The following is a 17,561-nucleotide window of genomic DNA, read 5'->3' on the forward strand; positions in this document are numbered from 1 at the left end:
GGTTTTTCTGGGGTTGGGGCGCGAGGAAATGGAAAAAGCTCGTGCTAGAATTGTTCGCACGTTGGGGGGGTAGCTCAGCTGGGAGAGCGTCGCGTTCGCAATGCGAAGGTCGGGAGTTCGATCCTCCTCCTCTCCACCAATTTTTGCTTTAAAAACAACGCAATGCCAACACCCCACCCCTGCTAGCCTTTTTCAAGCTAGCAGCTTTCCCCCATCCCCCTCACATCCCCCGAAACCGATCCGCATAAAGCCGGCTAACCACCAGCCTCTCCGACCGCTCCCTCAGCGTCAAAGTCAGCTTCCCCGCCTCATCCCTTTGCGCACTCGCAATCGCATCGCAATGCACGACCGACCCGCGATGAATCTGCCAGAACCGCTGCGTATCCAGCCGTAACAGCAACTCCTTCAACGACGACCGCACCAGGTGCTCCCTATCCGCCGTCACAACCCGCACATACTTATCCGCCGCCTCAAAATAAATCACTTTATCGACAGGCACCATCGAAATGGTATTCCCCGCACTCGCCTGAATGATCCGCAGCGGCGAGCTATCCTGCGAGTCCTGCCCCGCCTGCGCACCACCACCACCCGCAGCAAGCAACTCCCGCATCTGCTCGACAATCCCCCCGAGCGCCAACTCCCCGCCCACCTCAACTGACCGCTCACCCAACCGAGTCTTCAACCGCGCACAAGTCTGCTCAAGCCGAGCCAACTGCAACGGCTTAAGCAAATAATCAAACGCCGCCCGTTCAAAAGCCTGCACTGCATACTGATCGTAAGCCGTCACAAACACGATCAAAGGAAACGCCCCAGCATCCTCAGGCCACTCTTCGGCAAGCGTTTCTGCGCATTCCAGCCCGCTCATCCCCGGCATGCGGATGTCGAGAAACAGAACCGCCGGCTGCAACCGCAGCGCCTCCTTCACTGCACTCTGACCGTCTCCCACAACGGCGACGATTTCCAGATCCGGCCACACACCGAACAATTCAGCTTGCAGATTAGCGGCCAGCAACGCCTCATCTTCTGCAATCAAAGCAGTCGCTTTCATTTCGTATTGCTCCTCGTGCAGGGCAGCGTGACGACAGCCAACGTCCCGTCGTCTCCATTCGGCGCAGGCCGCAGATCCAGCGTCCCAGCTTCGCCATAAAGCGTGAAAAGGCGTTCACGTACCTGCTGTAGTCCGAAGCGTGCGCCATGATGTGCTTTCACGTCGAGACCGACGCCGGTATCGCGAACCGTCAGCACCAGATCATTCGCATGACGTTCGGCGCTCACCGCCACACTCCCGCCGCTCACCTTCGGCTCAAGTCCGTGCCGGATCGCGTTTTCCACCAAAGGCTGCAGCAGCAACGGCGGCACCTGATAGCCCGACAACTGCTCGGGAAGCTCGAGCTGTATCTTCAGTCGCGGCCCCATGCGGATCTGCATCAACGTCAGATAATCGGACAGTCGTGCGAATTCTGCCGACAACGTATGCGAACCCGCCCGCGACGCCGCAAGCGTCGCGCGCAGAAAAGCAATCAGATGATCGAGCATGCCTTGCGCGCGCTGCGGATCATGCCCAATCAGCACACGCAAATTAGCCAGCGTGTTGAAAAGCATATGAGGTTCGAGCTGCGACTCCAGCAGCTTGAGCTGGCTCTCCGCCGCGGTCCGCTGCGCAGCTTCTGCGCGCAACTCGATGGAAGCAATCCGGTTGCGGGCATAAAACACGTAGGTCAGGAATCCAGCCGGCACCAACGCCACGGTGAGGCTAATGAGCACCGTGCGCGCATCATGTGCCGCCCCGATCGGCATGTAGCGAATCCCGAGCAGGACATCGCCGAGTCGAATGCCGGCGAAATAGCCGATCACCACGCTCGCGACCACCCACGGCAGCATCCATTTCCAGCCAGGCCAGTCACGCGCGCCATCCGCGTCGATACGGCCTTGTCGACGTTGCCGGAACGCGTGGAGATGTCGTCCACCTGCCACGAGGCATTGAACGATCGCGACGACGCACGCGGCATAGACGAGATCGCTGGAGAACGATTCCTGATAAATCGCGCTGTAAAGCCAGGCGCAGCCGACCGTGGTCAAAGCATAGACCCACAGCGTTCGCCGGAGCGGCCGCAGCAGGGACAGTGTGGAGAGTGGCATGGCGTGTTTCCTGGGCGGATCGGACGATTGTACGTTGATGCGCCGATGGTGATGCCTCGCAGCAAGTCGCTCAACTGGTCTGCGACGAACGGCTATTAGCCGGCGCGAAACGCCATCACGGCAGCGCGAACAACATGGCGACGAAACGCCGTCTGACGACTCCTGTAGCCCGGTACTCGCCCACTCAATCAATGACCGGAAAGGCTCAATCAACAACTCATCATGTCACCCGCACCTCTCACGCCGCCAGATCGCCGCTTCACGACGCCCACCGCCGTTTCGTCGCAAGCCGATAGCGAGACGTCCCTGCACCGCCCAAGATGAGCATCACCGGAACGCAGCAACACCTTCTCAGCTGAACCCGGAAGTGGGCTATTAACACCCAACCATCCAACACGCTAAAAGCAGGAGTTTCATCATGTCCCACACCATCCGCCGCGCCGCATTGATTGCCGCCATGCTCGCCATCCCCGCAGCCGCTTTTGCGCAAACCAGCACGGCGATCACGCGAGCCGATGTGCGCGCCGATCTGGTGCGAGTCGAACAGGCCGGCTACATGCCGGGCGACGGCGACGCCACCAACTATCCCGCCGACATTCAGGCCGCCGAAGCTCGAGTCAGCACGCAAGCTTCAGCGCAAACCGACGGCTCTTACGGCGGCGTGCCGATGCAAGGCACCTCGGCTTCCGGCCGTGGCCAGGCAAACGCGACGATGAAGATGAAGTTGAAGATGAATGCACCGAGCGCATGCGTCGGCCCTGCTGGCTTCTGCACGCCGTACTTCGGCAGCTAAGCTGTTTGACGACGCGACGCAGCGAAGTACGCGCAGCGACGAAGAATCGCAGACTTAAACCGGCGCCGGAGAAGATCGGATCGTTCGCGATCGATCTTCCCGGCATCCCGGACACCGCACGCGGCCCGCGCGCGCGAGGCGCTCAATCACAAGAAAACCCGATCAGAACTTATCCCACCCATCATCCGCACCGCCCGAAGCGGTGGCGAGTGACGCAACCGGCGCGGGCATCGCACGCGCGACCCGCCTTACCGGCGCCGCGGTCACTTCCCGACGGGTCGGCTCAGTGCGCGCAATAGAACCCGCCTGCGCGCCACTGCTCAAAATCTGAAAGAACGCCACGGCTTCGTTGAGCTGTTGCCCCTGATCTTCCATTGACCGCGACGCAGCCGCGGCCTGCTCGACCAACGCGGCATTCTGCTGCGTGACGTTGTCCATCTGCGTAATCGCCACATTGACCTGTTCGATGCCGCGGCTTTGCTCGGTCGAGGCCGCCGCAATCTCCGACATGATGTCCGTCACGCGCGTGACCGCCTGCGTCACCTCCGTCATCGTCCTGCCGGCTTCGCCTGCAAGCGCCGACCCGTCGCGAATCTTGTCGACGGAGGTGGCGATCAAGTCCTTGATCTCCTTGGCCGCGCTCGACGACCGTTGCGCGAGGCTTCTGACTTCGCTCGCGACCACCGCGAAACCGCGTCCCTGTTCGCCCGCGCGCGCAGCTTCCACGGCCGCGTTCAACGCCAGAATATTGGTCTGAAACGCAATGCCTTCGATGATGCCGGTGATGTCCGCGATCTTGGTCGAGCTATCGCTGATGTCGTGCATCGTGTTCACCACCTGGCCGACCACTTCGCTGCCCTTGAGCGCCACCGTCGATGCATTCGCGGCCAACATGCTGCCTTGCTGCGCGTTGTCGGCGTTCTGCTTCACGGTCGACGTCAACTGTTCCATGCTCGACGCCGTCTCCTGCAAAGAAGCGGCTTGCTGTTCGGTGCGTTGGCTCAAATCCATATTGCCCGCAGCGATCTCGCGTGCCGCGCCGGCGATGCTCGTGCTGCTGTCGCGCACGCGTCCGACGACGGCCGTCAAGCGTTCGTTCATCTCGCGCAAGGCGCTGAGCAGCTTGCCGGTTTCATCCTTGCCGTCGATGGTAATGCGCGTGCGCAGATCGCCTTCCGACACCGTGCGCGCGACATCGATTGCGAAGCGCAACGGTCCCGTCACCGCACGTGTGATCAGGATGCACGCGCCGATCGCGAGCGCGATCGCGATCAGGCTCATCGCGATCAGTACGTTGCGCTGCATCTCGTAGTGCGCCGAGTAGTCGCTGATCAACTGCTCCTGACGCGAGCGCGTGTAGTCGGCATAGGCGTCGGTCGAACGAATCAGCGCGGCGAGCAGCGGCCGGCATTGGTCGTCCATCTTGACGATCGCCTCATCACGCTTGTTGGCCAGCGCGAGGTTGACGATGTCGGTGGCGACGGGACCATACAAGGCTTCCACCTTGTTGATGTCGACGACGAGACTGCGTGCTTTCTCCGACGTGTCGGTCGCGCTCGCAATCATGTCGTTGAGTTTTTTCAGATCGGTCTGCACGTCTTCGTGAGCGCGCAACACGTCGGCTTTCTCGAGTTCGAGATCCTGTGGCTTGGTCACCAGTACGAGATTGCGCGCGGCGATCGCGCGGCGGTCGACGGCGGTACGCACCTGCACGGCCATGTCCGCACGTGCGTTGATGCCGTGGACGAAGTTGGAGAAGCCGTCGGTGGAATCGCTCAAAGCCTTCAGCGAGAGACCGGACACCGCGACGACGATGAGGGACAGCATGCCGAAGCCGGCAATCAGTTTGGTTTTGATGCTTAGATTCTTCAATGTCACGATTTTCTCCAATAACGAAACTCAAAAGGCGTTCGCAATGGACTCTCAGGTCCGGGCATGGGAGCGTCTACTTGGCCGCCCGATAAGCCGGAACGGGGTGCGCGGTCTGTCCCTTCGGTGCCGCCGCCAACGCGCCGCCATTCGCGGCGCGCCGGCAACCGGCACAAAATGGGTATCCCATGTACGGGATATCGGAGCGGCGCTGCGCGTACTTAAGGCTTTGCGGGTATTTCTCTATAAGCTTGCACACGATGACCGAAGAAGCCGGGAAGTTCTCATTTACTTGCATGGATTTAGGCGTGTGTTGAAAACAGGCGTTTGCGACTGCTTTCATTTGCCTGGCGATGCCCGGGCGACGCGGGCGTCGTTATGCATGGCGCAAAAAACGCTTGAACACCCGTGGATTCAATATTATGATTGAGTAATCACTCATTAATAGCTCAGCCTGGAACTTGACCTGCATGGCCCGCCCGAAAAGCGAAGACAAACGCAATGCCATTCTTGCCGCCGCGGCGGAGGTCATCGCCGAGCAAGGGCTGGGTGCGCCCACGGCGCGGATCGCCAAAGTGGCAGGCGTCGCCGAGGGCACGCTCTTCACCTACTTCGCGAACAAGGACGATCTGCTGAACGCTTTGTATCTGGATATCAAGGCCGAATTGCGCGAAGTCATGATGGCCAATTATCCGAAACACGCCGGCGCGCGGGAGCGCGCGCAATACGTGTGGAACCAGTTCGTCGACTGGGGCGTCGCGCAGCCACGCAGACGCCGGGCCATGGCACAACTGGCCGTCTCGGAACGGCTGACCGAACACACGCGCGCGACCGGCATGCAGTCGTTCGCGGACATCAACGAAATGATCCAGGCAAGCGTGGCGAGCGGCGCGTTACGGGATCATCCGCCGGCTTTTCTGTCGGCAATCATGAGCGCGCTGGCGGAAACCACCATGGACTTCATCGCCCGTGAACCCGCGAACGCGCAGCAGTATCGGCAAGCCGGCTTCGAGGCGTTCTGGAACGCGATTGCCCGGCACTGATTTCCTACCCGCACTCGGGCGAGGCCGTCCGAAAACATCTGCGTGCAGCTAACCTGAGGACGAACAGCATGGCGAATTGGACCACCGCGGACATTCCGCGTCAGACGGGCCGCCTCGCGGTGATTACCGGTGCGACCGGCGGCCTCGGTCTGGAGACGGCGCTCGCGCTGGCCGGCGCGGGCGCGGACATCGTGCTGACCGGCCGCAACGCGCAGAAAGGGCAGGCTGCGCTCGAAACGATCCGCGCGCAGTATCCGGCGGCGTCGATTCGATACACACATCTCGATCTCGCCAGCCTCGCTTCGGTTCGTGGTTTTGCGGATCAGTTTGCGAGCGAGCACGCCACGCTCGATCTGCTGATCAACAACGCCGGCGTGATGATGCCGCCCAAACGCCAGGCCACCGAGGACGGTTTCGAACTCCAGTTCGGCACGAACTATCTCGGACACTTCGCTCTCACCGAGCATTTGCTGCCGCTGCTGACGGCGGCCCGCGCGCCACGCGTGGTCAACCTCAGCAGTCTCGCGCACAAGACCGGCGCTGCGATTCATTTCGACGATCTGCAATGGCAGCGCAGCTACAAGCCGTGGCCGTCGTATGCGCAATCGAAGCTCGCGATGCTGATGTTCGCAATCGAGTTGCAGCGTCGCAGCGACGCGAATGGCTGGGGACTGCTGAGCAATGCGGCGCATCCCGGTTACGCGCGTACCGGGTTGATCGCCAACGGTCCGGGTGCCGACAGTCTGATGCAGACGCTGAGTCGCTTCACGCTGGAACCGATCGCCAGTCAGTCGGCGGCCGAGGGCGCATTGCCGACGCTGTTCGCCGCGACCGCCCCTGAGGCGCGGCCCGCCGGCTATTACGGACCGACCGGTCTGTTCGAATTGAAAGGGCCGCCAGGCGAGGCGCGGATTGCACGCCAGGCGCAGGACCAGGCCGTCGCCACCCGCTTGTGGGAAGTCTCGGAAGCATTGACCAACGCGCGCTGGCCGCGCGCGGCCATGGAGCACGCAACATGAAAGTATTGATTTTCGGCGCGACCGGCATGGTCGGGCAGGGCGTATTGCGGGAATGTTTGCGCGCGCCGGACGTCGAGGCGGTTCAGACCATCGGGCGTATGCGCACCGGACAACTCGACCCGCGCCTCACCGAGGTGATCCAGCCGGATCTGATGGACTATCGCGCGCAGGAAAGCTCGCTCGTCGGCTTCGATGCCTGCTTCTTCTGCCTGGGTGTTTCGTCGGCGGGCATGAGCGAGGCCGACTACACGCGCCTGACCTACGACCTTACTCTGGCGGCCGCGCAGACGCTTAGCCGGCTCAACCCCGGCATGACCTTCGTATACGTCTCGGGCGCCGGCACCGACAGCACCGTGCAGGGCCGCGGCATGTGGGCTCGCGTGAAGGGCAAGACCGAGAACGCGCTGCGCAAGCTGCCGTTCAAAGCGGTGTACCTGTTTCGTCCCGGCGTGATCGAACCGCTGCATGGCGCTCGCTCGAAAACCCGCTCCTACCGGCTGTTCTACGCGTTGGCCAAACCGTTTCTGTCGACGCTGCGAGCACTCCTGCCTAATCAGATTCTGAGTACCGAGGACATCGGCCGGGCCATGCTCGCCGTCGCGCGGCACGGCGCCGACAAGGCCGTGCTCGAAACCGCCGACCTCCGCGCGCTCAGCCGTGAGGCCGATACACCGGTGCCCGGTCTACATCCGGGCTGAGCTCAGCGATTCGTCCCGGAGCCGGCAAAAAGCCGTCTATTCGAGCCTTAGACGCGTCACGACCTCTGGTACGCTACCGGTTCTCGGGACGCCTTGAACACGCGCCCCATTCCATCACGCGCGTGGGCCAGCGCATGCTCGAATGACACGCCAATGGTGACGCGCCGACCGAATATCGTGATTGCGATCAGTATCATGCTGGCCAGCGCGATCCTTGCCATCGCGGTCTGGGTGCTCGCGCAAATGCGCGACGACGCACTACGTCGTGCTCAGGATTCGGTTTTCAACGTGTCATTGCTGGTCGAGCGTGACGTCTCGCGCAATCTGGAAATCTACGACCTGTCGCTGCGCGCGGTGCTCGATGGCCTGAAGCAGCCCGGCGTGCTGGAATTGCAGCCGGCGATTCGTCAGATGGTGCTGTTCGACGGCGCCGCGAGCGCCAAAGACATGGGGTCGCTCGTCGTGGTCGACGAAGCCGGTAATGTCAAGTTCGACTCCCAGGCGTTCCCGCCGCGCCAGTCCAATGTCGCCGACCGCGATTACTTCAAGGTGCAACGCGCGTCGCCGAACGTCGGTCTGTACGTGAGTCGTCCATTCATCCCGAAGGTGAGCAGCAAGGAAGTCAGCATTGCCTTGAGCCGACGCATCTCGAAGCCGGACGGCAGCTTCGGCGGCGTGGTGGTCGGCACCTTGCGGCTGACCTACTTTCGTCGCCTGTTTGCCGGCATGAATCTCGGTGCGGGCGGCTCGATGGCGCTGATGCTGAGCGATGGCACGATGTTGATGCGGCGTCCTTACGACCCGAAGATCATCGGCATCAACCTGACCGGCACGTCCAACTATTCCCGCTTCGTTCAGCAGCCGAGCGGCGACTTTTTCGGCACGGCCGCGATCGACAACGTCGAGCGCTGGTACGCATTCCGCCACATCGACATGTATCCGCTGATCCTCGACGTCGCGCTCTCCACGCGCGATATCTATATGGAATGGCGGCGTCGCGCGTGGATCATCGGCTCGCTGATTGCCGCACTCGATCTGTCGATCATCGCGCTGGCCGTGTCGGCCTCCCACCAGTTGCGGCATCGCCGCGCGGCCGAAGAAGAGCTGCGGTCGCTCGCGCGGACCGACGGACTCACCGGCCTGAACAATCGCCGTACCTTCGACGAACACGCCGAAGAAGAGTGGCGTCGTCAGCGGCGCAACGGCTGGCCGCTGTCGGCTTTGCTGATCGACGTCGACACGTTCAAAGGTTTTAACGATCTCTACGGCCATTCCGCCGGCGACGACGCGTTGATCGCCGTGGCGCGTTGCATCGCGCAAAGCGTGCGGCGTCCGGGCGATACGGCGGCGCGCTACGGTGGCGAAGAGTTCGCCGTGCTGCTGCCGAATACCGACGAGGCGGGCGCCGCCGTCATCGCCGAAAAGATTCGCGCGGCGATCCACTCGCTGCAACTGCGCCACGTGGCGAGCTCGCATCATGTGCTGACGGTCAGTATCGGTGCCGCCACGATGCGCGACGACAGCTTCGCGACGGTTCGCGCGCTGATCAACGCCGCCGACGGCGCCTTGTACGAAGCCAAGGACGCTGGCCGCAACCGCGTGCAACGTCATGGCGGGGTAATGCGGACATCTGCTGAGAACGGTTCATCCGCAGCGAGGGACAACGCCGCCCAAGCCACGGAAGCGCGCAACGCCACCTAGCGTAGGGATACCTAATTTCATCCGGGTAATATATTGCCTTTAAATTTTATCCGGGTATAATTCGACAAATTCTTCCACAGGAGTTTGTCGTGACCTCTCATCCCATCACGTGCACGGCTTTCGAAGGCCACCGGCGGATCGCAAGCGGCGCATTGCCCGAAGTGGCATTGGCCGTCAGGCAGCTGTTGATGCGTGGTGAACAGGCGCCGGTTCTGATTGTCGACGACGTCACGAGCCGTCCGGTCGAATTCGATTTGCGTGGCACGCCCGAGGAAATCGTAGCGCGCCTCGTGATTCCGACCACCACCGACCCCACCACTCAACCCACCGACGCAGCGCAAGACGACACACCGCGTGGCCGAGGTCGTCCGAAACTGGGGGTGGTGGCGCGCGAGGTCACGTTGTTACCGCGTCATTGGGATTGGTTGAACGGGCAACCGGGCGGCGCGTCGGTCGCGCTGCGCAAACTGGTCGAGGCGGCGCGCGCGGGCGGTGAGGACAAGGACCGCAGGCGTGCGGCGCAAGAGTCGGTTTATCGCTTCATGACGGCACTCGCAGGCGATCTGCCGCAATACGAGGACGCCACCCGCGCGCTGTACGCCGATGACCGCGCGCGTTTTGAAGCGATCGCTGCAGCGTGGCCGCTGGACATTCGCGAGCACACCTTGCGCCTTGCCGAAGCCGCGTTCGTCGCGCCAACGTAAATGACCAGCGCGTAGAGGCGAAAAAAAACCGCTCACACTGGGGAAGCGTGAGCGGAAAGTCGGAGAGTTACAACAACATCGCTGCGCCCTCATGGGTGAACGCAGAAATTAAAGTTTAAGCGGGCGCTGCGCCTAATAACATCAGACAAATCCTAAACGTACTGATGACTCGGAAGCCGCGCTGAGTAAGGCGCTCGCACATCGCTGCGATGCGGTTTGCTTTCATCATCCTGTCCTCGTTATGCCCGCCATTTATTGCTTCAGGTCGCCTGAGCGCCGCCGTAAATGAGGTGGGAGCGCCGCAACGTATCCGGAAAAATCGCGAAAAGTTTTGCGATGTCGTCGCGGCTCCAGCGTCCCGTCGTGACTCGTGAAGGATGGTGAAATGAAGTGGTTCGACCGCATGCCCGTGTTCAGAAAGCTGCTGCTGGCGTTTGCCGTGGTGATTGGTTTTTGCATCGTGGTCGGCGGGACGGCGCTGACCACGCTGTCCTCCATGCACGACATTACCAATGCCATCTGCGATAAGCATCTCAATGGTCTCTATTGGATGGAAGAGGCCAATCGCCACAAGATCGATTCCGATCTGGCCGCCGCGAATCTCGGCTACGCCGCCGACGACGCAGCCCGACAAAAACTCAAGGACGGCATCGTCGGCTCGCTGAAGACCATGCACGCCGCCTACGATCAATATCGCCCGACCATCGAGACCGGCAAGGGCCAGGACAGGTTCGACGACGTGCAGCGCAAGTCGGCGATCTGGGAAAGCATCGTGCATCAGCAGATTGGCCTCGAGCCGATTCCCGCCGGCGTCGACAACAACGAACTGGTGCGGCGCGCCATCGCTTCGAGCGAAGCGCTGCGCGACAGCATTACCGCGCTGATCGACTATCGCCGTCAGCAGGCCAACGAAGCGCAGCAGGAAGCCGGCGACGACTACCGGCACATGCGCATTACGATGAGCGTGCTCGTGCTCGGCGCGATCGTCGCCGGTACTTTGCTGGCGGCGGTGATTGCGCGTCGGCTGGCGCGACAACTCGGCGGCGAACCGGCGTACGCCATGCAGATCGCCAACCGTATCGCGGACGGCGACCTGAGCGTGCGCGTCGACACTCGCTCGGGCGACACCGACAGCATGTTGTTCGCGCTGCGCAATATGCGCGAGCGGCTTGCGGGCATCGTGTCGGGTATCAGCGAATCGAGCGAATCGATCCTGATGGCGTCGGGCGAAATCGCCCAGGGTAATACCGATCTCTCGCAGCGCACCGAAGAGCAAGCCGCCGCGCTGCAGGAAACGGCGTCGAGCATGCAGGAGCTGACCTCGACGGTGAAAATGAACGCCGAAAACGCGCAGCAGGCAGGCGGCGTGGCACACGGCGCGGCGGAAGTGGCGGCGCGCGGCAGTCACCTGGTCGGCGACGTGGTCGACACGATGCGCGACCTCGCGGCCGGTTCCAAGCGCATGACCGACATCATCGCGGTGATCGAAGGCATCGCGTTCCAGACCAATATCCTCGCGCTCAACGCGGCGGTGGAGGCGGCGCGCGCCGGCGAACAGGGGCGCGGTTTCGCAGTGGTGGCGGGCGAAGTCCGCTCGCTCGCGCAGCGCAGTGCGGTGTCGGCCAAGGAGATCAAGGAACTGATCGAAAACTCGACGGCACGCGTGGATAGCGGCGCCGAACTGGCCGAGCGGGCCGGCCAGACGATGGCCGAAGTCACACACGCGGTAAAGCGCGTGACCGACATCATGGGGGAGATTTCGTCGGCCTCGCAGGAGCAGAGCACCGGGATCGAAGAGGTCAACCGTGCGGTCGCGCAGATGGACGACGTGACCCAGCAGAACGCGGCGCTAGTCGAGCAGGCCGCAGCCGCGGCGGCGTCGATGGCGGATCAGGCGCGGCAGTTGCAGGCGGCGGTCACGGTGTTTTCGCTGGACACGCGCGGCGGCTGAAGCCGGCCGCGTAGGACGCTTGCCACGCCTGGTGGCACTCCGTACACTCGCGCCTGATTACTGGGCGGCGGCGCGAGCGGCGCCGTTCAGCACGAATAACGCCGAACAGAGGAGAACCCCCGCCATGGCCGATTCCTATTTCCCCCGCTGGCGCGCCCAGTCCAACAGCGTCGAAGGCCGCATCGTCGGTACTGAAGAGCGCCTTGCGTGGCCGCAGATGTTCGCGATGGGCATCCAGCACGTGGTCGCCATGTTCGGCTCGACGGTGCTCGCGCCGCTGCTGATGGGCTTCGATCCGAACCTGTGCATTTTCATGTCGGGCATCGGCACGCTGTTGTTCTTCGTGCTGGTGGGCGGCCGCGTGCCGAGCTACCTCGGATCGAGCTTCGCCTTCATCGGCCTCGTGATCGCGGTGACGGGCTACGGCGGTCATGGTCCGAACCTGAACATTCCGGTGGCGCTCGGCGGGATCATCGCGTGCGGGGTCGTCTACGCGATCATTGGACTGATCGTCTCGGCAGTGGGCACGCGCTGGATCGAAACGCTGATGCCGCCCGTCGTGACCGGCGCGATCGTCTGCGTGATCGGTTTGAACCTCGCGCCGATCGCCGTGCACGGCGTAAGCGGCAGCAACTTCGATTCGTGGATGGCGCTGGTGACGGTGCTGTGCGTCGGCGCGGTCGCGGTGTTCGCGCGCGGCATGCTGCAGCGTCTGCTGATTCTGGTCGGCCTGCTGATGGCGTATGTGATCTACGCGGTCGTCACGAACGGACTCGGCATGGGTAAGCCGATCGACTTCGCCGTGGTCGCGAACGCGGCATGGTTCGGCATGCCGCACTTCATGGCACCGGTCTTCAACCTGCAGGCCATGACGCTGCTCGCGCCGATCGCGGTGATTCTGGTGGCGGAAAACCTCGGGCATATCAAGGCCGTCAGCGCGATGACCGGTCAGAACCTCGACCGTTATGTAGGCCGCGCCTTTCTCGGCGACGGACTTGCGACCATCGTGTCCGGCTTCGCCGGCGGCACGGGCGTGACCACCTACGCCGAGAACATCGGCGTGATGGCCGTGACCAAGATCTATTCGACGCTGGTGTTCGTGATTGCCGCCGTGATCGCGCTGGTGCTCGGTTTCTCGCCGAAGTTCGGCGCGGTGATCCAGACCATTCCGGGGCCGGTGCTGGGCGGCGTGTCGATCGTCGTGTTCGGCCTGATTGCGGTGACGGGCGCGCGCATCTGGGTCGTCAACAAGGTCGACTTCTCCGATAACCGCAACCTGATCGTGGCCGCCGTCACGCTCGTGCTCGGCGCGGGCGATTTCTCGCTGAAGCTCGGTGGCTTCGGTTTGGGTGGCATCGGCACCGCGACTTTCGGCGCGATCATTCTTTACGCGCTGCTGAGAAGGAAACCGGCGCAAGGTCCGGTGGCCTGATTTTTCTCCGCACAGGGCGACACGTATTCGCAGTTCGACAGCGGCGCGGTTTCTTTTCGGTCACGATCGAAAAGACCCGCGCCGCGTTATTTTCTGCGCGCCGTCAGCGCGGTCTCCGACAAATCCACCTCGCGCATCAGCTTGTTCAACGTCTCGTCGTTGATCTCCTGACTGTTGCGCAACGCCAGCAGCGTCTTGCGCTCGGCCCGCATCGCCGCCAGCTTCATCCTGAACTCCAGCGCATCGGCGCGCCGCGCCAGTTCGCGTGGCTCCTGTTCGTCGTCGAAGGTGGCGAGGCGGCGGCGGTAGATGTCCATCACGCGCGCGGTCACGTCGGCCGCATACGCTGACGACGACTCATCCAGATTCGAGCACTCTTTATCGTGGACCTTGTCGACTGCGCGAATCGCGGCCTGTGCCGCTATCTTGCGCGCGAGCGTTTCTTCGGCGAGATGGGGGTCCTTGCCACGTCGCCAACCACTCAACAACAGCGGCAATGCCACCACGGCGACCACCAGCGACAGGAGGATCACGCCTGAGGCAATGAAGATCGCCAGATCGCGGCCCGGCAGCGGTGCGCCGTCCGGCAGCATTTCCGGCAGCGACAGCACGCCCGCCAATGTCACGGCGCCGCGCACGCCGGCTACCGTCGTTACCGCCACCGTGCGCAAACCGGGCACGGCGCTCGTCATACCCTGCTTCGCCGCGCCACGGCTTGCGAACCAGCGCAGCAGCCATACCCAGACGAAGCGCATTGCGTAGAGCGCGACCGCCACGGCGGCGATATAGCCGATCAGCAGCAGGACCTGGGTATTGCTGGTTTCGTGCGCATTGAGCAATGCTCGTCCGAGAATGTGCGGAAACTGCAGGCCGAGCAGAATGAACACCATGCCGTTGAAGACGAACTCGATCATCGTCCACGTGCTGTTCGCACGCACGCGCGACGACACCGGGCCGGTGCTGGCAAGAGTCGAGTAGTTCATCATCATGCCGGCGGCGACGGCGGCCAGAATGCCCGACAGCTCGAAGCGCTCGGCGATCAGATAGGCGCTGAACGGAATCAGCAAGGTCATCACCACGCCGGGCGCCGGATCGCCTTCTTCAGTCAACGAGAAGAAGCGCGCCGACACGAAGCTGAATAGCCAGCTCACCGCCGCGCCCGTCGCCAGGCCGCCCACGGCGATGACCACGAAACTGATCGACGCGTCGCGCAGCGAGAACACACCGGTGAGCGCCGCGGCAATCGCAAACTTCAACGCGACCAGGCCCGAGGCGTCGTTCATCAGCGCTTCGCCTTCGAGGATATGCATCAACCGACCGGGAATCTTGCCCTTGCCGACGATGCCGGTCAGCGCCACCGCGTCCGTCGGCGACAGCACGGCGGCCAGGGCGAACGCCACCGGCAGCGAGATCGCCGGCACCAGCGCGTGCACGAAGTAGCCGACCACCAGCACGGTCATGAACACGAGGCCGAGCGCGAGCATCAGGATCGAGCGCCGCGCCATGAAGAACTCGCGCTTCGGAATGCGCCATCCGTCCGCGAACAGCAGCGGTGGAATGAACAGCATCATGAAGATTTCCGGATCGAAGGTGACGTGCAAGCCGAGCCTGTGCCAGGCGAGCACCGCGCCGATGGCGATCTGTACGAGCGGCAGCGGCAAGGTGAACGGCAACACACGCGTGACGATGCCGGAACCGGCAACGGCGAGCAGCAGAATCAGTACGGTAAAAACAATTTCCATCGGTCTATTTGTGGGGATATAACGGGTGTCACCCGGTCAAGTTCGATGAAAGTGCCGCATAGCGTTTACGCGGCGTAAGGCTGCAGTTTAGCCCGATGCCGTGTCGCGCTATCGCCAGCGCGGCAGAAGAACAGTGGGCCGGGAGTTGCGCCGGGTTGCCCGCGAGTCGGCTCCTCGCTCAAACCTGCTACGCACCGCAACGGTGCGCGTCACGCCCGGACGCGGCGCACGCCACCATGCGCCGGTGCAATCCCGTCCGCAAATTTCCTTCGAATGTGCGCCAGCGTGCGCACGGAGCTTGCTTAAGTCATATCGATGACGCACATTTGAGAAACGGCGCCGAGGTTGTTCGCTTCCGCGTTCGGACCGGCCCGGCTCTCGCGTGAGAGGATTGCATGACGATTGCGCAACAGGAAAGGACGGCCGCCGCGCCGCATGGCTTCGACGTCGAAGTAACGTCGGGGCTCGAACGTTTTTCGGCTCAGCATGGCGAACTGACGCTGACGAGCGTGTTTCAACCCATTTTCAGCCTGTCGCATATGCGGGCAGTCGGCTACGAGGGACTGCTGCGCGCGCACGACTCGCTCGACCGCGCCGTGTCGCCGATCGACGTGTTCGGTGAGGCCGCGCGGATCGGCGACGTCCTGCAGGTCGACCGGCTCGCCCAGACGCTTCATCTGGAAAACTTCAAGGTGCTCGGCGCCGAGCGGGAGTGGCTGTTCCTCAACGTGCATCCCGGCGCGCTCACCGATCCGTATCTCTCTGCCGCGCTGCTCGCCACCTTGAAGCGACTCGATCTGCCGCCGCGCCGCATCGTGCTCGAAGTGCTGGAGCATCGCGCGGAAGACCTCGAGCGTCTTGCCGAAGCCGTGCGCCAGTTCCGCGAGCGCGGCTTCCTGATCGCACTCGACGATTTCGGCGCGGGACACTCGAACGTCGAACGGATCTGGCAACTGAACCCCGATATCGTGAAGCTCGACCGCATCATGCTGTCGCACGCCGCGCATCGCGCGGATATGGCGACGATCCTGCCGGGCCTCGTCGCCCTGCTGCACGAAGCGGGCAAGCTGGTGCTGATAGAAGGCGTGGAAACCGAACATGAAGCGCAGATGGCGCTCGCCTGCAATGCCGACTTCGTGCAGGGCTTTTTCTTCGGCCGCCCGAATCCGGGCGCGGCCGATGCGGCGCAGGCGGCGTCGTGCATCAGCGAACTGACCGAGCGTTATCGCGACCAGACCGAGGCGCGCGAGCGTCGCAGCGTGAGTCGTCTCGCGCCGTATTTGCGGGCGTTCGAGCGCGCCGCGGAACGGCTCGCGGCCGGCGAGCCGCTCGAGGAAGTCTGCTGGAATTTTCTCGCGCTCGACCACGCGGCGCGCTGTTTCCTGCTCGACGCCAAGGGCAAACAGGCGGGACGCAACGTCGTGCTGCGTGCGGATCGCGCGGCGCATGAGACGCGCTTTCTGCCGCTCGCCGATGCGCAGGGCGCGAACTGGCTGCGTCGGCCATATTTCCGCGATGCGATCAATTCACCCGAGCGCGTGCATGTGACGCGGCCGTATCTGTCGATCAACGAAGCGCTGCCGTGTGTGACGCTGTCGGTGGCGACGCGGGTCGGCGAGCAGACTTGCGTGCTGTGCGGCGATATCGATTGGGTGGACGAAGAGCGCTTCTGAGATGATGTCGTTTTCGACGACACCCAGCCGCGCTCATGTCCGTTCTTCTTGAAGTCATTGCCACGACCGTTGCCGACGCGCGCCTCGCCGCGCGCGCGGGCGCCGACCGTCTAGAACTCGTCACTGCGATGGGCGAAGGCGGGTTGACGCCTAGCCTCGGCTTGATCGAAGCGGTGGTGGCCGCCGTTGAAATCCCCGTCAATGTGATCGTGCGGCCGCACAGCCGCTCGTTCGTCTATGACCGCGACGATTACGCGGTGATGCTGCGCGACGTGCGGGCGGTGCGAACCGCGGGCGCCAACGGTATCGTGATCGGCATGCTGAACGAGGGAGGGGAGATCGACCGCGAGGGTCTCGCGCGCGCAGTCGATGCGGCCGATGGTCTTGCCATCACGTTCCATCGCGCGTTCGATGAAGCGCGTGATTTGCGAAACTCGCTCGATGTATTGCTGGGTTTCGATGCCGTGACGAATGTTCTGACATCGGGTGGCAAGCCTTCGGTCCTGGGCGCGCAAGACACGATCAGCGAGTTGGTCAGGCAGGCATCCGGCTCGCATTGCACGGTGCTGGCCGGCGCGGGGTTGACGGTCGAGGCGATCGGCGGTTTCGTGAGCCGTACCCAGGTTGAAGCCGTGCATTTCGGTTCGGGCGTTCGCGTCGGCGGCAACGGCCTTGCACCGGTCGATGCAGACAAGGTGGCAAAAGTCCGAGCCCTGCTCGACATGACCTCGCTTAACTGAATCTGGCGGACAGCAAAGAAAAATGCCGCTTCGGGTGAGAACCCGAAGCGGCATTTT

Annotated in this window: 15 protein-coding genes and 1 tRNA gene; 11 read left to right on the forward strand and 5 right to left on the reverse strand. The window is 63.0% G+C overall.

The window, feature by feature from the left end:
* Positions 1-63 precede the first annotated feature (63 nt).
* Positions 64-139 (forward strand) — tRNA-Ala (locus FQ705_RS21270).
* Positions 140-220: 81 nt separating this feature from the next.
* Here the strand turns inward: FQ705_RS21270 and FQ705_RS21275 are convergent.
* A complete protein-coding gene (locus FQ705_RS21275; RefSeq protein ID WP_144144011.1) occupies positions 221-1,048 on the reverse strand; it encodes a LytR/AlgR family response regulator transcription factor in 828 nt (275 codons plus the stop codon).
* Positions 1,045-2,139 (reverse strand): sensor histidine kinase, encoded by a 1,095-nt coding sequence (locus FQ705_RS21280; RefSeq protein WP_144144012.1) that lies wholly within the window; start codon positions 2,137-2,139, stop codon positions 1,045-1,047. Before FQ705_RS21280 ends, FQ705_RS21275 begins: the two co-directional genes overlap by 4 nt.
* A gap of 418 nt (positions 2,140-2,557) precedes the next feature.
* Here FQ705_RS21280 and FQ705_RS21285 point away from each other — a divergent pair, with 418 nt between their 5' ends.
* Positions 2,558-2,932, forward strand: coding sequence for a DUF4148 domain-containing protein (locus FQ705_RS21285; protein WP_144144013.1), 375 nt, complete (start codon positions 2,558-2,560; stop codon positions 2,930-2,932).
* Positions 2,933-3,094: 162 nt separating this feature from the next.
* Here FQ705_RS21285 and FQ705_RS21290 read toward each other — a convergent pair whose 3' ends face one another.
* Positions 3,095-4,759 (reverse strand): methyl-accepting chemotaxis protein, encoded by a 1,665-nt coding sequence (locus FQ705_RS21290; RefSeq protein ID WP_409934730.1) that lies wholly within the window; start codon positions 4,757-4,759, stop codon positions 3,095-3,097.
* Positions 4,760-4,877: 118 nt separating this feature from the next.
* On the reverse strand, positions 4,878-5,144 hold the full coding sequence (locus FQ705_RS21295) for a hypothetical protein (protein WP_144144015.1): 267 nt from the start codon (positions 5,142-5,144) through the stop codon (positions 4,878-4,880).
* 127 nt (positions 5,145-5,271) lie between these two features.
* Between FQ705_RS21295 and FQ705_RS21300 the strand changes: the two genes are divergently transcribed.
* From FQ705_RS21300 to FQ705_RS21330, 7 genes are all read left to right on the forward strand, one after another.
* Positions 5,272-5,844, forward strand: coding sequence for a TetR/AcrR family transcriptional regulator (locus FQ705_RS21300; RefSeq protein ID WP_144144016.1), 573 nt, complete (start codon positions 5,272-5,274; stop codon positions 5,842-5,844).
* Between the two features lie 68 nt (positions 5,845-5,912).
* The gene (locus FQ705_RS21305) at positions 5,913-6,863 is read left to right on the forward strand and encodes an SDR family oxidoreductase (RefSeq protein ID WP_144144017.1); all 951 of its coding nucleotides are present in this window, start codon (positions 5,913-5,915) and stop codon (positions 6,861-6,863) included.
* Positions 6,860-7,561, forward strand: coding sequence for an epimerase (locus FQ705_RS21310; RefSeq protein WP_144144018.1), 702 nt, complete (start codon positions 6,860-6,862; stop codon positions 7,559-7,561). The genes FQ705_RS21305 and FQ705_RS21310 overlap by 4 nt, the downstream gene beginning before the upstream one ends.
* 153 nt (positions 7,562-7,714) lie before the next feature.
* A complete protein-coding gene (locus FQ705_RS21315) occupies positions 7,715-9,262 on the forward strand; it encodes a sensor domain-containing diguanylate cyclase (RefSeq protein ID WP_144144019.1) in 1,548 nt (515 codons plus the stop codon).
* A gap of 89 nt (positions 9,263-9,351) precedes the next feature.
* Positions 9,352-9,966, forward strand: a complete 615-nt coding sequence (locus FQ705_RS21320) for a DUF2239 family protein (protein WP_144144020.1) — start codon at positions 9,352-9,354, stop codon at positions 9,964-9,966.
* Positions 9,967-10,351: 385 nt separating this feature from the next.
* Positions 10,352-11,917 carry a methyl-accepting chemotaxis protein gene (locus FQ705_RS21325; RefSeq protein WP_144144021.1) on the forward strand — a complete coding sequence of 522 codons (1,566 nt, stop codon included), beginning with the start codon at positions 10,352-10,354 and terminating at the stop codon, positions 11,915-11,917.
* Between the two features lie 124 nt (positions 11,918-12,041).
* Positions 12,042-13,349, forward strand: a complete 1,308-nt coding sequence (locus FQ705_RS21330) for a solute carrier family 23 protein (RefSeq protein WP_144144022.1) — start codon at positions 12,042-12,044, stop codon at positions 13,347-13,349.
* Positions 13,350-13,435: 86 nt separating this feature from the next.
* Here FQ705_RS21330 and FQ705_RS21335 read toward each other — a convergent pair whose 3' ends face one another.
* Complete coding sequence (locus tag FQ705_RS21335; RefSeq protein WP_144144023.1) at positions 13,436-15,091, reverse strand: Na+/H+ antiporter; 1,656 nt, start codon at positions 15,089-15,091, stop codon at positions 13,436-13,438.
* Positions 15,092-15,486: 395 nt separating this feature from the next.
* Between FQ705_RS21335 and FQ705_RS21340 the strand changes: the two genes are divergently transcribed.
* Entirely contained in the window at positions 15,487-16,764 is a 1,278-nt protein-coding gene (locus tag FQ705_RS21340; protein WP_144144024.1) for an EAL domain-containing protein, read from the forward strand.
* A 35-nt stretch (positions 16,765-16,799) separates the two neighbouring features.
* Positions 16,800-17,504: a copper homeostasis protein CutC gene (locus FQ705_RS21345; RefSeq protein ID WP_144144025.1), complete on the forward strand. Its 705-nt coding sequence runs from the start codon at positions 16,800-16,802 to the stop codon at positions 17,502-17,504.
* Positions 17,505-17,561 lie beyond the last annotated feature (57 nt).

The sequence above is a fragment of the Paraburkholderia sp. BCC1884 genome (genome assembly GCF_900996225.1).
In the GTDB taxonomy this organism is placed as follows: Bacteria; Pseudomonadota; Gammaproteobacteria; order Burkholderiales; family Burkholderiaceae; genus Paraburkholderia.